The sequence below is a fragment of the Pseudomonas entomophila L48 genome (genome assembly GCF_000026105.1).
GTDB lineage: Bacteria > Pseudomonadota > Gammaproteobacteria > Pseudomonadales > Pseudomonadaceae > Aquipseudomonas > Aquipseudomonas entomophila.
The window spans coordinates 2,422,814-2,438,125 of the sequence record NC_008027.1 but is presented as its reverse complement, the minus strand read 5'-3'; the positions used below and the strand labels follow the sequence as shown (position 1 = coordinate 2,438,125).

The window sequence follows — 15,312 nt, the reverse complement described above, 5'->3', positions numbered from 1 at the left end:
AACGAGGCCGCACGCCCTTGAGGCAAGGCCCAGCAAGGAGCTGTCATGAAGTCGCTAGCCCCCCGCCTGTCCCTGGCCGCGCTCGCCGCCATGGCCACTTCGGCCGCATCCGCCGTCGACCAGGACGCCCCCTTCACCCTCGGCGAAATCCGCATAGCTGCCCCCCAGGACGACAAGCTGGCCACCGGCAGCTCGGTGGTCGAGGCCGCCGACATGCGCCTGCGCGACCGCGAGACCGTGGACAAGGCCCTGGCCCTGGCACCGGGGGTGAACGTCGCCTACATGGGCGGGCGCGCCGAGCAGGTGGTGTTCGTGCGCGGCTTCGATCGCTTGCAGGTGCCGGTGTTCATCGACGGCGTGCCCACCTATGTGCCCTATGACGGCAACATCGACCTGGGACGCTTCACCACCTACGACCTGTCCCGCATCGAAGTGGCCAAGGGTTTCTCCTCGCTGCTGTACGGCCCCAACACCCTGGGCGGGGCGATCAACCTGGTGACCCGGCGCCCCACCCAGGCCTTCGAAGGCGAAGTGGGCGGCGGCCTTGAGCTGACCGACCACGGCAACGTCAACGCCTACCGCAGCTACGTCAACGCCGGCTCCAACCAAGGCAACTGGTGGATGCAGGGCGGCGTGTCCTACGTCGACTACGACTACACCCTGCTGCCGGACGACTTCAGGCCGACCAACAACCAGCAAGGCGAAGGCCGCCGCGAGAACAGCGAAAAACGCGACGGCAAGTTCAGCTTCAAGCTCGGCCTCACCCCCAACGACACCGACGAATACGTGCTCGGCTATGTCCAGCAACAAGGCCGCAAAGGCCAGCCACCCTACGCCGGCGACCTGCCCGCCACCGGCCAGCGCAAGCGCTGGTGGGAATGGCCGACCTGGGACAAGACCAGCCTGTTCCTGGCCACCAGCACACGCTTCGGCGAGCACGGCCTGAAGACTCGGGTCTACCACGACACCTTCAAGAACTCGCTGGAAAGCTTCGTCTACAACAACGGCATCGTCGGGCCACTGCAGGCGGGCTTCCCGAGCAAGTACGACGATGAGTCCAGCGGCTTCTCCATCGAAGGCGACCTGGCCGTGACCGCCAGCAACCGCCTGGGCATCGCCTACCACTTCAAGGAAGACGTGCACCGCTCCCGCGACGGCGGCGATCCGTGGACGCATTTCCGCGACCAGACCCAGTCCCTCGCCTTGGAAGACACCTGGAAACTCGACGACGTCTTCAGCGTGGTCGGCGGCGTCTCCTACAACTACCGCAAAAGCCTGGACGCCGAGAACTTCGGCACCAGCAGCGCCTCGCCACGGGTCAAGACCCTGTACGACGAACCCACCGGCAGCGACGACGCGGTCAATGCGCAACTGGGCCTGTTCATGAACACCGGCCCCCTGCTGCACGTCGACCATGACGGCCAGGTGCGCCTGACCGTGGCGCGCAAGAGCCGTTTCGCCACCATCAAGGACCGCTACTCGACGCGTTTCGGCACGGTGATCCCCAGCCCCGACCTCAAGTCCGAACGCGCCACCCACTACGAGCTGGGCTATGCCGGCTCGCTCGGCAGCCTGTGGTCAGTGGATGCGGCGTTGTTCGTCAGCGAGATCGAGGACTCCATCCAGCAGGTCACCGTCGCCCCACAGCCCGGTTGCGCGGCCCCCTGCGGCCAGTACCAGAACATCGCCAAGGCGCGTAACCAAGGGGTGGAGCTGGGCCTGAAAGGCGACATCGGCGACTGGCAGCTGAATGCCAGCTACACCTACCTCGATCGCAAGAACCGCAGCAACCCCGACATCCATCCGGTGGATACGCCACGGCACAACCTGTTCGCCTCCGCCACCTGGAACCAGGGCGCCTGGCGCCACACTGGCAGTGTCGAATCGGCATCGCGGCGCTACAGCGCGTCGGATGGCACGCAGGTCGCCGACGGCTTTGCCGTGTACAACCTCAAGACCGGCTACACCTTCGCCAACGACCTGCGTGTCGAGGCCGGCGTGCGCAACCTGTTCGACCGTCTTTATGAATACAGCGAGGGCTATCCGGAAATGGGCCGCAACTACTTCGTGCAGTTCAATGTGCCGCTGTAACGGCTGGCTGCTGGCGGCGGCCCTGCTCTGTGGGGTCGCCCGGGCCGAGCCGGTGGTGGTGCTGACCAGCTACCCCGAGGCGATGATGACCCGCTTCGAGGATGCCTTCGCCCGCGCTCACCCCGAGCACCGGCTGCAACTGGTCTGGCGCCAGGGCTTCGATGCCCTGCCCTTCCTCCTGCAACCCGGCCAGGGTGGCGTGGATGTGTACTGGGCACCGTCACCGGGCAACTTCGCCCGGCTGGCGCGCCAAGATGGCTGGCAACCGCTGGGGGCCGACCTCACCGGCTTGCCGGAACGCATCGGTGGCACGGCGTTGCGCGATCAAGGGCGACACTACCAGGCTACCGAGCTGGCCGGGTTCGGTTTCGCGACCAACCCTCAGTTACTGCGTCGGCTGGATGTCCCGGCGCCCAGGGATTGGCCGGACCTGCTCGATCCCCGCCTGCGTGGCCACATCGCCCTGCCCGACCCGGCGCGGGTGGGCTTCGCCCCGGTGATGCTGGACATCGTGCTCGACGCCTATGGCTGGGAGCGCGGCTGGGCACTATGGAGCGAACTGGCCGGGCAGTCGCGGCTGGTCAGCCTCGGTGGCACGCTAGTCAGCGACGAAGTCGCCAGCGGGCGCGCCGCCGTGGGGCTGTCCATCGACTTCTTCGTCGCCTCGGCCATCGCCAATGGCGATGACGTGGGCTTCGTCTACCCTGCGCATGGCGGGCTCAACCCCGCGCACATCGCCATCACCGCCCAGGCCAGCCACCCAGAAGGCGCACGTGCGTTCGTCGGCTTCGTGCTGTCGGAGGAAGGCCAGAAGCTGCTGGCCGACCCGGAAATCCGCAAGCTGCCGGCCCGCCCCAGCGTCTATGCCCAGTTGCCTCAGGGCTATCACGACCCGTTCGCCGCCGCGCGCCAAGGCGCCTACCGCTACGGCAACGATGCCTCCCGCGAGCACCTGGGGCTGGTGACTTCGCTGTTCAGCCAGTGGCTGGGCCAGTCGCACCCTCGGCTGGTGGCCCTGTGGGGCCGCGTGCATGCCGGCGAGGCCAGCGGGCACGACTTGCAAGCCGTGCGCGCTTGCCTGACCCAGCCGCCGCTCGACGCCGAGCAGGCGCGTTCGCCTGAACTGCTGGCCCTGTTTGCCCAGCGCCAGGACCACGGCATGCAGCCGGCGCCCAGCAACGAAACCGACGCGCTCGGTCGCCAGGAAATCGGTTGGCAGTTCCAGGCCGCGCTGCGCTTCGCCGAAGCCGAGCGCCTGCTTTCAGGCATGGGCCTGTGAGGCGCCCCGCCCTTGTGCTGTTGGCGCTGAGCCTGAGCCTCCCGGTTGCAGCGCGCAGCGATCGCGAGGCGTATGCCAGGCCGCTGCCGTCATTGACGGAGGATGCGCAATTGGAGCGCTTCTTTCGCGGGCGCGGCCTGTTCCACCAGGCCTGGGTGATCGCGCCCTCCCGCGATGAAGCCGTGGATGGCCTCGGCCCGCTGTACAACCGCATCACCTGCGTCGCCTGCCATCCGCGCAATGGCCGTGGGCAAGCGCCTTCCCAGGTCGACGAGCCGATGCGCAGCATGCTGGTGCGGTTGTCGGTCGATGGCCGTGATGGGCATGGCGGGCCACGTCCTCACCCGGCTTATGGCGACCAGTTCAATGAACAGGGCATTCCCGGTGTGCCCGGTGGTGGTCGAGCCACGCTGAGCTGGGAAACGCATACCGTCACCCTGGCCGACGGCGAACTGGTCGAACTGCGCAAGCCGCGCGTGCACTTCAGCGAGCTGGCGTATGGTCCTTTGAACGAGGTGAAGACCTCAATGCGCGTGGCCTCGCCCGTGTTCGGCCTCGGTCTACTGGAAGCGATCGAGGCCACCACCCTGCAGGCCCTGGCCACTGAACCCAAGGCCGATGGCATTAAAGGCCGGGTGAATCAGGTCTGGAGTATCGAGCGTCAACGCCTGGAACCAGGGCGCTTCGGCCTCAAGGCCAACCAGCCCGACCTGCGCCAACAGATCGCCAGTGCCCTGCACGGGGACCTGGGCATCACCTCGCCGCTGTATCCGTTGCAGAACTGTTCCCCGGCCCAACGGGCCTGCCAGCAAGCCATCAGCGGTGGCGAGCCGGAGCTCGATGGCCTGCAACTGGCCGACCTGCACTACTACTTCGCCCACCTCGCCGTGCCGCCACGCCGTGATCGCGACAACCCCGAGGTGATCAGTGGCGAGCAGCTGTTCACCGAGATCGGCTGTGCCGCGTGCCACAGGCCAAGCCTTGAAACCGGTATGCATCCTGACTATCCGGGGTTGTCGCATCGACGTATCGCGCCCTATAGCGACCTGTTGCTTCACGACATGGGCGAAGGGCTGGCCGATGGCCGCGAGGACTACCAGGCCAGCGGCAGGGAGTGGAAGACGCCGCCGCTGTGGGGGCTGGGGTTGAGCCAGGTGATCGCGCCGGGCAGCGGCTACCTGCACGATGGGCGGGCGCGGACGTTGGGCGAGGCGGTGTTGTGGCATGGCGGCGAGGCACAGGCGGCGCGGCAGCGGTTTGCCGGGTTGAGGGCGGGTGAGCGGCGGGCCTTGGTTGCATTTCTGCGGTCGCTTTGAGGAGCGTGCGTTTTTCGGCTATTCGACGGGAGAGTTGCAGTGTCTGCGCGATCGAGCGCCGCCGGCGCGGCGCTCGATCTCATGGCCGCTGCCACTCTCCCGCCAAATCCCGAAAAACAAGGAAAAGGACTACAGCAAACACGGAAACCATGAAGTCGATCCCGCCCCGAGTCAGACGCAAGATGGCAACTCGGCCCACGAGGGTCCCTCCCATAGTCTGACGTACAAGGAAGCACTCCATGGTCATCCATCCCCTTCCCGCCAACCCCGCCTGGGACTACGGCATCAGCCTGGACAAGCACATCGTTTCCAGCGTCCCCATCGGCCCCAACGAGTACGGCTACATGCAGTTCGACACAGTCAGGACCGCCATCGGCGAAGCGGTGTTCCAGCTCAAGTACCGGGACAACTACAAACAGGTGGAATTCCTCGCCCAATCCGTCGCTGGCGCGCTTGCCGGCCGCCGCTTCGACGTGGTCCTGCCCATGCCTGCCAGCAAGCAGCGCCCGCGCCAGCCGGTGTACGAAGTGGCCCAGCGGGCCGCCGCGCTGCTCGACGCCGGCTACAACGAACACACCCTGGAAAAACGCTGGAGCACCGGCCTGATGAAGGACCTGGCCAGCTACGAGGAGCGGGTCAAGGCACTGGCCGGCTGCTTCACGGTCAACGCCAACCTGCAGCCCGGCGCCGACATCCTGTTGCTGGACGACCTGTACGACACCGGCGCCTCGCTGGAGGCTGCCTGTACCGCCCTGCGCGAATACGCTAGCATCCGCAGCATTTCTGTCGTCGCCCTGACGCGGAGGCACTAATGCCCAGGGTCTTCATCGCCGGCTCCATCACCATCAAGCGCCTCCCCCCACACGTCGAGGCGAGGCTCGACAACATCCGCGCCTCCGGGCTGGACGTGCTGGTGGGGGACGCCGGTGGTGTGGACCATGCCGTGCAGCGCTACTTTCATCAGGCCCTCTACCCGGCCGTCACTGTCTACTGCAGCGGCGACACGCCTCGCCACAACGACGGTGGCTGGCCACTGGCGATGATCGCGCCGCCGGTCAACGCCAAAGGCCGCGCCTTCCATACCGCCAAGGACCTGGCGATGGCGGCGGACTGCGACTACGGCCTGATGATCTGGGATGGCAAGAGCCCCGGCACGCTCGGCAACGTGCTCGAACTGCTGGGGCGCCAGAAAAAGTCCTTGGTCTACCTCAAGCCACTGGAGCAGTTCCAGACCGTGCAGTCGCCTGCGGACCTGGAGTGGCTGGTGGCGCAGATGGACGACCTCGCCAGGCAAGAGGCCGACCGCAAGATCTCACTATCGAGGAAGATGGCCCGCCTCGTCTCACCGGACAGCCACGACCTGCAGGCGCAGATCGAGGCCCACCGCGCACAGATCGCTCACCACGAGCAGTGCATCGCGCTGCTTGAGGCGAAGTTAGAGGCGGTGCCCTCGACCAGCGATCTGTTCGCAGAATAGGAAGCATGCCACCCGGTTTCACCGTCAGCGGGTGAAACCGGGTGGCGCTGCGTTTCAGGCTTCGTCCACGACCACCGCAGCCTGCCGTTCGAGCAGCGCCTCGACGAAGCGCTCGCCGAACTGGTCCAGGTACTGGCGCTGCAGCAGGCACTCATGGGGCGCCTCGACATCGACCTGCACCAGGTCACCGTCGATGTAGGGCAGCCACAAGCCCGGTTGCTGCTCGTCCTGGCGCAGGATATCGGTGGTGGCACGGATGAACAGCAAGTCGCCCTTGTAGCGCGCGTACTGGCATCGCCCCAGCAGTTCGAGCATCAGCTTGGAGTCGTCCACCAGACGGGTCAGGAAAGCATCCCCCAGTTGCTGGCTGCCGAGCACTTCCTCCATGGCGCTCTTGAGCCCCTTCAGCCCAGCCCGTGGCGTACCGACGATGGCGCGGGTCATGCGGCTGATGATCATCGCGTCGTCCAGCTTCAGCGAGGCCGGCCCGCCCTGCAGCGGATAGCTGTCGAACATGCACAGGAAGCTCACTTCATGCCCTTGGGCCTGCAGCATCGCTGCCATCAGCAGCGCCAGGTTGCCGCCCACCGACCAACCCGCCAACTGGTAAGGGCCCTGGGGCTGCAGCGCGAGAATGCGTTGCAGGTACTCCCGCGCCAGTTCCTCCAGCGACCCGACCACACGCTCCGGGTCGAGCAGGATCGGTGACTGCAAGGCATACAGCGGCTGGTCCTGCGGCAGGTACGCCAGCAGCCCCGCGTACGGCCAGGCGATGCCGCCACCGGGATGTATGCAGAACAGCGGTGGCCGCTGGCCTTCGGTACGCAGCGCCAGCACGGCACTGAACGGATCGCTGTAACCGTTGTTGCGCCGCAGCCGCTGGGCGAGCTGACGTGGGGTCGGCGCGGCGAGGAAGTCGGCAATCCCCAAGGCGACACCAAATTGTTCACGAATGCGGCTGACCAGTTGCAGGCCCAACAGCGAATGCCCACCCAGGTCGAAGAAGCTCTGGTTGGCGAACACCTCCGGGCAGTCGAGCGCTTCGGCGAACAACGCGCACATGGCCTGCTCCTCCGGCGTCTCGGCGGCGCTCAGCTCGTTGGCTTCGGTCAGTACAGGCTCCGGCAGGCGATCGATCGCAAGCTTGCCGTTGGGCGTCAGCGGGAAGTGGTCGACGCGCATGATCACGCTCGGAATCATGTGCTGGGGCAGATGCCGGCCAAGCGCCTGCTTCAGCTGCGGGCTGTCCAGGCGGGTATCGGTGCTGGCGACATAGGCGACGATGGCCGGCCCCTGGCGCAACTCACGCAGCAACACCGTGGCGTCGGTCACGCCATTGCACCCCAGCAGCACGTTCTTGATCTCGTCCAGCTCGATGCGCAGGCCGCGCAACTTGACCTGGTTATCCTGGCGGCCGAGGTAATGGATGCGCCCCAGGTGGTCGAAGAACACCCGGTCCCCGGCGCGGTACATGGTGCCCCGCGGGTCGAGCAGGTCGCTGACGAAGCCCTTGGCGGTGAGGTCCGGGCGGTTGCGGTAGCCCCGCGCCACGCCCGCGCCACCGATGAACAGGTCACCCCAGCTGCCCGGCGGCAGCAGGCGCTGCAGGCTGTCCACCACGTACAGGCGGGTGTTGTCGGTGGCCGGCCCGATCGACAGGTCGCCATTGCCGTAGTGGGCGTTGATCGAAGTGGCGAACGAGGTCTCGGTCGGCCCGTACACATTGAGCAGGCGGCAATGGGCGAAGCGCGCCAGCAACGCCGGCGTGCACGGCTCGCCGCCGAGCATCAGCGTGGTGTCCTGGGGGAAGTCCTCGGTCTGGTGGCACGCCAGCAGGCTCGGCGTCATCACCAGCAGGTCGATGGACGCCTGCCGGACTACCTTGGCCAGCGCCTTGCCCGGTGCGCTGGAGACCTTGTCGGTGATCACCAGCTCGGCACCCGCCAGCAGGGTCATCATGATCTCCAGCACCGACATGTCGAAACCGGCGGCGATGAACTGCAGCACGCGCGCGCCCGGCTGCAGATGGGCGGCTTCGATGGCCGTGCGGGCAATCGGCACCAGGTTGCGGTGGGTGACCTCGACGCCCTTCGGCTTGCCGGTGGAGCCGGAGGTGTAGATCAAATAGGCCGGCAGGCTGGCATCGAACGGCGCCAGTGCCTGTTCGGCCTGCGGCAGCTGCGCCAATGCTTCAGGGGTAAGCCGGAGCAATTTGTCGGCGGCAACCTCGACGGCGAGCTGACTGCCGGGCGCCACGATCACCAGCGCGGGGTCGGCATCGGCGAAGATGTGCTCAATGCGTGCCGGCGGCAAGTCCGGGTCTACCGGCACATAGCAGGCGCCTAGCTTGAACAATGCCACTGCCGCCACTACCCACTCGACGCTGCGCGAGAACATCACCACCACGCAGTCGCCGGCCACCACGCCGCGCCCGCTCAGGTGCGCGGCCAGGCGCGTGGCGTCGGCGTCGAGATCGGCGTAACGCAGCGAACGCCCACCTTCGCTCAGCGCCACCCGCCCGGCATACTCGCGCACGGCGCCGGCGAACGCGTCGGCGAACACCGGCAGCGCAGCCTCGGTCACAGGCAACGAGTAGTAGCGCGCGTGCTCATCCGCCAGGAACAGGTCATAGTCCGCCGCGAGGGTATCCGGCGCCTCGGCGAAGCGCTCGAACAGGGCCACCAGGCGTTGATAGTGGAGCGCCAGCGCGGCATCCGGATACAGGTCGGCGTTGGCATTGAAGCCGATCTCCAGGCGCCCGTCCTGATGCCGGTCGAAGATATCGATGCCCAGGTGCTCGGCCGGCCCGTTGGCGTAGTTCTGGATCGTGGTGTCGCAGCCCGCAAAGCCGGGGCCCTGGTCGTAGGCGACGATATTGAGCAGGGTGTTGAACAGCGGCTTGTTGCCCCGCTCGGCGTGCAGGTCGCGGATCATGCTTTCGCTGCGGTAGGTCTGGTGCAGCAGGTGGTGACGCAACTGGCGCTGGATGTTGGCCGCCACCGTCAGCACCGTGCTCTGGGCCGTGAACGACACGTGCAACGGCAGGATGTTGGCGACCATCGAGGGCAGCTCGCGCAGCGCCTTGAGCTGGCGCGCGGCCACAGGCATGCCGACGGCCAATTCGGCCTGGCCGGTCATGCGGTGCAGGTAGGTGGCGCACAGCGCCAGCAGGATGCTCGACAGCCGCAACGATTGCTCGCCTGCCACATGGCGCAACCGCTGCACGGTCTCACCCTGGAACACCTGGCGCAGGCGGTTGAGCGAGACCAGGGGCGCGTCGCCTGGCACCAGCTGGGTGGGCTCGGGCATCTTCAGGCAGTACTGGCGCCAGTAGCTGCGGTCCTTGTCGCGCTGCGGGCTATCGCGGTAGGCCTGCTCGGCGGCGGCCACGCTGGCCAGGGGCGCATAGCCGTGGGGCGCCAGTGTTTCGCCCCGGCTCAAGGCGTTGTAGTGCGCGGTGATATTGCCGAACAGGATGCCATGGCCGAAACCGTCCACCACCAGGTGCGAGGCCAACTCGACCATACGATGGTGGCGCGCGCCCAGGCGCACCACCACGTAGCGGGTCAGCGGTTCGTGCTGCAGGTCCATGTCATGCCCCAGCAGGTGCTGCAGCAGCTCGCTGCAAGCCTGTTCCGGATCGGCGTGGTCGCTGACGTCATGAAACTGGAAGGTCTTGGCTGGCAGCGTATCGGTGGCGTGGATGCGCTGCACGTATTCACCGCTGCATGGATCGATCTCGAAGTTGGCGCGCAGGGCCTCGGCCTGCAGCAACTGGTCATGGATGGCCGCCTCCAACCAGGTCAGGTTCAGGTCACCGCGCAAGTCGATGACGTCACACAAGTGATAGTTGACGTTACGACCGCTCTGGCTGATAGCGAGGCACACTTCCTGCTGGGCGGTGCTGAGCGGGCAGCTGTATATCTGGAACATAAAGAATTTCCTTTTCTTTAGTGGCTTCCGGTTATCGACAGGCAGCCGCGTGCCTGTCCACTTCATGGCTCGACGCCACTAGGACAGCGACAATCTCATTTAACTTTCAATAAACACGAGATATACGCAGACGGGTGTTGTTCTTGTATGACGCCAATCCATAGCGACATCTTGCCACTCTACTAACGAATTAGTTTGTAACAAGTGGTGACGGACTCTAGAGGATGCCGACACTGCTGTCAATTTACCAGAAACCCAGCAAAACAGCCGAGATAGAGCGGCAAACCTAGAGCAACAGCTCCAAATCAATTCAATTGAAGCCGCCCCAGAATTCACTGGCACCCATTCGCACAATTTAGAATTAAAAGCCTAATTATTTCATGCCCACGCGCTGACAAAAAACAACTACAACCACAACTAAATCTCATAAAAACACTGACCCAAGGCATAACACATACATAAATAATTCACCTGTTACTCACATGAACAACTGGCATTATTTTGCCATCTCAGCGCAGCCTAACGCCTCGCGTACTCATGTAACAGCAACGTCAATTTTTCCGCCCCACGCACATCCACTGAAACTCCCACCTGGCCCGGCCGGTCACAACCAGTGCATGCAATAAGGAATGCACCCTCAAGGAGACTGGACATGCCCTACCCTCTGACACTCACGACCCCCTTCCGCCTGCTGGCCCTGGCCAGCGCCCTGCTCGCCTGCGCGCCCCTGGCCAGTGCCGACGACGTCCTGCTGGTCGGCAACAAGGCCGGCGCCAGCGTATCGGCCCTGGACACCCGCAACGGCCAGGAAATGACACGCCTGCCGGTCGGCACCGGCCCCCACGAAGTGGTGGTCAGCGGCAACGGCCTGCTGGCGGTGGTCGGCAACTACGGCGTCCAAGGCACGGCCAACAACAGCCTGAGCGTGATCGACTGGCCGACACGCACGGTCATCCGCACCATTGATCTGGGCCAGGATGCACGCCCCCACGGCATTCGCTTCCTGCCCGACAGCCAGCGCGTGGTGGTCACCACCGAAGCCAGTGAACGGCTGCTGATCGTCGACCTGGCCCAGGGCAAGGTGCTCGACCGCATCGACGTCGGCGGCGGCAAACCGCACATGGTCGCACTGTCGCCCGGCGCCGACCGTGCCTATGTCACCCATGTCGACAGCGGAACCCTGTCGGTGGTCGACCTGCTGCACAAGAAGAAGATCGCCGAGATCCCGACCGGCGCGGGCAGCGAAGGCGTGGCGGTCACCCCCAGCGGCAGCCAGGTGTGGGTCAGCAACCGTGGCGGCAACGAAGTGGTCATCGTCGATGCCCAGCGCCTGGAGGTCACCGACCGTATCCGCACCGGCCTGTTCCCGATCCGCGTCGCCATGACCCCGGACGGCAAGTATGCGTTGGCCACCTGCGCCAAATCGGCGGAGCTTGCCGTCATCGACGTGGCGGCCAAGAAAGAGATCAAGCGCATCGGCCTGGCCCGCGAGGGTGCCGAGTACCGCCGTACGATGCTTGGCGAGGAGGCGCTGCCGATTGGCGCAGTGGTTTCGCCCGATGGCAAGCGGGTCTATGTGGCGATCAGCGGGGGCGACGAAGTCGCGGTGATCAGCACCGCCAACTGGACCGAGAAGACGCGCTGGAAGGCCGGCCCCGAGCCGGATGCCCTGGCGATCGTGGTGCAGCCGAAGGAAGACAGCTGAGGTCGAGCGCCGCGCGCGGCGCATCGCGGATGAATCCGCTCCTACAGGCGCAGCGCAACATGTTTGTAGGAGCGGCTTTAGCCGCGATGCGCCGCGCGGGCGGCGCTCGGTTTCATGGTCGCTGCAATTCTCCCTTCAAGTCCATAAAAAAAGCGCCTCGCAAGAGGCGCCAAAACATTCACCTTCAACCAAAGGAGCACGTGGGCTTCTCAAGGTGAATCCTGGGTGTGATCAGAGAATCGACAGCGGGTACTCGACGATCACCCGCACCTCGTCCAGGTCCGACTCGAAGGCCGTGGCCCGGGTCGTGGCCTGGCGCACGCGCAACGACAGGTCCTTGGCTGCGCCGGTCTGCACCACGTACTTGACCTCGATGTCGCGCTCCCAGCGCTTCTGGTCGGTGAGCGGGTCGCCGTTGTCGTCGCGGCGCATGTAGTAGGCGTTGGCATGGCTGTAGTCGGCGTCGCTGCCGCGGCCGTAACGGGTCATGAACGACAGCCCCGGCACGCCGTAAGCAGCCATGTTCAGGTCGTAGCGCAGCATCCACGACCGCTCCTTCGGCGAGTTGAAGTCGCTGTACTGGATGGAGTTGTCGAGGAAGATCGAGTCGGACTGGCGCAGGTAGTCGAAGTCGTTGTCGCCATTGTTGCGCTGGTGCGTGAGCGCCAGGGTGTGGGCGCCGTAGCGCACACCGAGCTTGGCGCTCCAGATGTCGTTGTCGAACTGCCCCAGGCGCTGACGCCCTTCGTCCCTGGCGTTGTAGAAGTTGAAGCCGCCGATCAGCGCCAGGTCGTCCGATAACGGCCAGGTCACGCTGGTGCCGGCGTAGTACTGGTTCCACACGTCCTTCAGGCGGCTGCCGAACAGGCTCACGCTGACGTTTTCGTTGATCGCGTAGTCGCCGCCGCCGTAGGCGATCCACGGCGAATCCACCGGGCCGCCGTAGAAGGTCACGAAGTTGTCGCGCAGGTCGCTGGACACCGGCTGGCTCATGGCATGCAGGCGCCCGGCTTGCAGCGTCAGGCCCTGCAGGCTGGTGTTCTCCAGGGTGACGCCGCGAAAGCTTTCCGGCAGCAGGCGCGAGTCACCGGCGGCCACCACCGGGTTGACCGGGAACACATCGCCCACCCGCAGCACAGTGTCGAACAGGCGCACCTTGGCCGCGCCACCCACCTTGCTGTATTCGTCGCGGGCCTGGCCGTCGCTGTCCACCGGCAGCACATCGAACGAGCTGCGCCCGCCGTTGCGCCCACCGCCGGTGTCGAGCTTGAGCCCGAGCATGGCGAAGGCATCCACGCCGACACCCACGGTGCCCTGGGTGAAGCCGGACTCGAAGCGGGTGATGATGGCGTGGGCCCAGGCTTCGGAGTAGCCGTTGTCACTCTCCTTGCCACGGTTGTAGGTGGGGGCCGGCCCGTCGCGGTGGTCACGGTTGAAGTAATAGTTGCGGTTGAGCACGCTCAGGCGGCTGCCCTCGATGAACCCTTCCTGCTGTTCCTCGGCGGCCCAGGCGGCCGGGCCGACACCCGCCAACGCCAGCAGCGCGGCCAGGGAAAGTGTGGGACTGTTTGTCATCCGATGCTCCTTCGATTGCGGCTGTTCTTGTTGTCGGCCCTTGGCGCTGGAGCGTCCCTGGCTTGGCCAGATGCAGGCGCACCCAGCCCCTTCGGCCGAGGCTGATGCTCGCCGCCGGCGGATAACGGGAAGGTGATGGGCGGATTACAATCGCGTCATTCAAGGGGTGAACACGGCGGGCACGGCGACCCTTGCAGATCTGTAACCCGAGCGTCATGCCGCTGTTGGCCGACGCTCATTAGGGTGAACTCCGAAACCACGAACCCTTCGGAGGCACCCCATGCAACGTCTGATCCTCTGCGCCGCGCTGCTGGCGCTTTCCCTCTCGGCCCAGGCCACGGGCTTTTCCGAGCAGCGCAACGAGCAGCTGTTCGCCGACCACCAGCAGGCCGTGGCGGCCTACGCGGCGAAACGCGACAAGCCGATGCCCGAGATCGTCGACTACCGCTATGGCATGAAGCTGGATGTCGCCCGCTTCGTGCGCCAATCGGGCGACCCGCGCACTTGCGAGGTGGTGCCGAAGCTGATGACCTTCGAGGACAGCCAGGGCACCCTGCGCACCGTGCGCTACGCAGTGCAGTCGCAGTGCATCAACAACAAGTAGGTCAGCCCTGGAGGATGCCCGGTCGAGCATCTGCAGGCTGTTGCGCCCGGCGCGCTTGGAGGCGTACAGCAGTACGTCGCCCTGCTCGATCAGCGCGGCCAGGCTGGCAGGTGGTTGATCGAACAGGTGGGCGCCGATGCTCAGGGTCACCGCCTCGGGCGTGGCGAACGCCTGGGCGGCGAGCTGCTGGAACTGCTCGCGCAGGCGACTGCCCAGCGCCTCGATATGCTCGGCCGATGCACCGCCCAGCAAGATGACGAACTCGTCGCCCCCCAGCCGGGCTGCGATCGAACGCTCCGGCAGCACGGCCCTGATCAAGTCGCTCAAGGCCACCAGCAAGCGGTCGCCAGCGGCATGGCCATGCAGGTCGTTGACCTGTTTGAAGTGGTCGATGTCGATCAGCAGCAACGCACCTGGGCTGGTTGGCGAGACGCCCTTGAAAAGATTTGCCGCACGCACTTCCAGTGCGCGGCGGTTGTACAACGCAGTGAGCGGGTCGCGCGCGGCCAGGCGCTCGATACGCTCCTCGCGGCGATAGCGCACGGTGCCGGTCATCGACAGGGCAATCAGCATGATCGCCATGGTGCCTTCCACCAGCGACACCTGGATGATCAGCCCGCGGAAGGCCGTCAGGTCGATCAGTGTGCCCGGCACCAGGGCAGGCAAGGTCTTGGCCAGGTAGAACAGGCCATGCAGCAACAACACGTAGCGCAACTGCGCCGCCCCCACGCTCCACGACTGGCCATGGGGGCGCAGCAGCACGCTGGCACGCAGGGTGAACAGGGCGACCAGCAGCGAGTTGAGCACCAGGAAGGTCTTGGACCAGGTCGGCCATTGCGGCAGCAGGAGCAACGCCGACCAGGCGACCAGCGCCAGGTACCAGGCCCGTGACAGGCGCGTCTCGGTAAAACGCGAAACCCCGAGCAGGAACAGCCAGTGGGCGCCGACCAGCAGGCCGTTGGCGAACCAGATGCCGATGAACAGGTAGCCGCTGCCACGCAGCAAGGCCAGCGAGGAACCGATGCTGATGGTGGCGAAACCGATGCTCCAGCACAGCAGTGAAGGTTCACGCACGCTACGCCACTCGATCATCAGGTACAGCGCCGCCGCCGCCGCGAGGGCGATGGACAGGGTCAGCAAGGTGGAAGCGTCGAACGCCATGGATCGGAGGGCCTGTGGGTGATCGTTGGTGAGGAGAGATTGTATGTGTTCGCCGAGGGGATGGCAGGCAAAAATGCCATTCAAATGATGGCATTCATCAGAATCAGATATTCGATCGAGTTCCATTCTGACGTATCGAATAGCCAGAATGATCGGGGTTTCCAACCGTCC

The 15,312-nt window shown here is 65.5% G+C and carries 8 protein-coding genes and 1 pseudogene; 6 read left to right on the top strand and 3 right to left on the bottom strand.

Annotation, left to right across the window (positions count from 1 at the left end):
- The first annotated feature begins 45 nt into the window (after positions 1-45).
- From PSEEN_RS10910 to PSEEN_RS10890, 5 genes are all read left to right on the top strand, one after another.
- Positions 46-2,091: a TonB-dependent receptor plug domain-containing protein gene (locus PSEEN_RS10910; RefSeq protein ID WP_011533557.1), complete on the top strand. Its 2,046-nt coding sequence runs from the start codon at positions 46-48 to the stop codon at positions 2,089-2,091.
- The gene (locus tag PSEEN_RS10905) at positions 2,078-3,370 is read left to right on the top strand and encodes an ABC transporter substrate-binding protein (RefSeq protein ID WP_052299095.1); all 1,293 of its coding nucleotides are present in this window, start codon (positions 2,078-2,080) and stop codon (positions 3,368-3,370) included. The genes PSEEN_RS10910 and PSEEN_RS10905 overlap by 14 nt, the downstream gene beginning before the upstream one ends.
- Positions 3,367-4,686 (top strand): di-heme oxidoreductase family protein, encoded by a 1,320-nt coding sequence (locus PSEEN_RS10900; RefSeq protein ID WP_158020239.1) that lies wholly within the window; start codon positions 3,367-3,369, stop codon positions 4,684-4,686. Before PSEEN_RS10905 ends, PSEEN_RS10900 begins: the two co-directional genes overlap by 4 nt.
- Before the next feature lie 239 nt (positions 4,687-4,925).
- The gene (locus PSEEN_RS10895) at positions 4,926-5,498 is read left to right on the top strand and encodes a ComF family protein (RefSeq protein WP_011533554.1); all 573 of its coding nucleotides are present in this window, start codon (positions 4,926-4,928) and stop codon (positions 5,496-5,498) included.
- A complete protein-coding gene (locus PSEEN_RS10890) occupies positions 5,498-6,163 on the top strand; it encodes a PspA/IM30 family protein (protein WP_011533553.1) in 666 nt (221 codons plus the stop codon). The genes PSEEN_RS10895 and PSEEN_RS10890 overlap by 1 nt, the downstream gene beginning before the upstream one ends.
- Positions 6,164-6,217: 54 nt before the next feature.
- Here PSEEN_RS10890 and PSEEN_RS10885 read toward each other — a convergent pair whose 3' ends face one another.
- Positions 6,218-10,096, bottom strand: a complete 3,879-nt coding sequence (locus PSEEN_RS10885; protein WP_011533552.1) for a non-ribosomal peptide synthetase — start codon at positions 10,094-10,096, stop codon at positions 6,218-6,220.
- Between the two features lie 652 nt (positions 10,097-10,748).
- Between PSEEN_RS10885 and PSEEN_RS10880 the strand changes: the two genes are divergently transcribed.
- The gene (locus PSEEN_RS10880; RefSeq protein ID WP_011533551.1) at positions 10,749-11,801 is read left to right on the top strand and encodes a YVTN family beta-propeller repeat protein; all 1,053 of its coding nucleotides are present in this window, start codon (positions 10,749-10,751) and stop codon (positions 11,799-11,801) included.
- A gap of 231 nt (positions 11,802-12,032) precedes the next feature.
- On the opposite strand, the gene PSEEN_RS10875 is transcribed toward PSEEN_RS10880, so the two are convergent.
- Together PSEEN_RS10875 and PSEEN_RS27095 are read right to left on the bottom strand one after the other, a co-directional pair.
- Positions 12,033-13,376, bottom strand: a complete 1,344-nt coding sequence (locus tag PSEEN_RS10875; protein ID WP_011533550.1) for an OprD family porin — start codon at positions 13,374-13,376, stop codon at positions 12,033-12,035.
- A gap of 616 nt (positions 13,377-13,992) precedes the next feature.
- Positions 13,993-15,141, bottom strand: a pseudogene (locus PSEEN_RS27095) (GGDEF domain-containing protein); the annotation flags it as partial.
- Positions 15,142-15,312 lie beyond the last annotated feature (171 nt).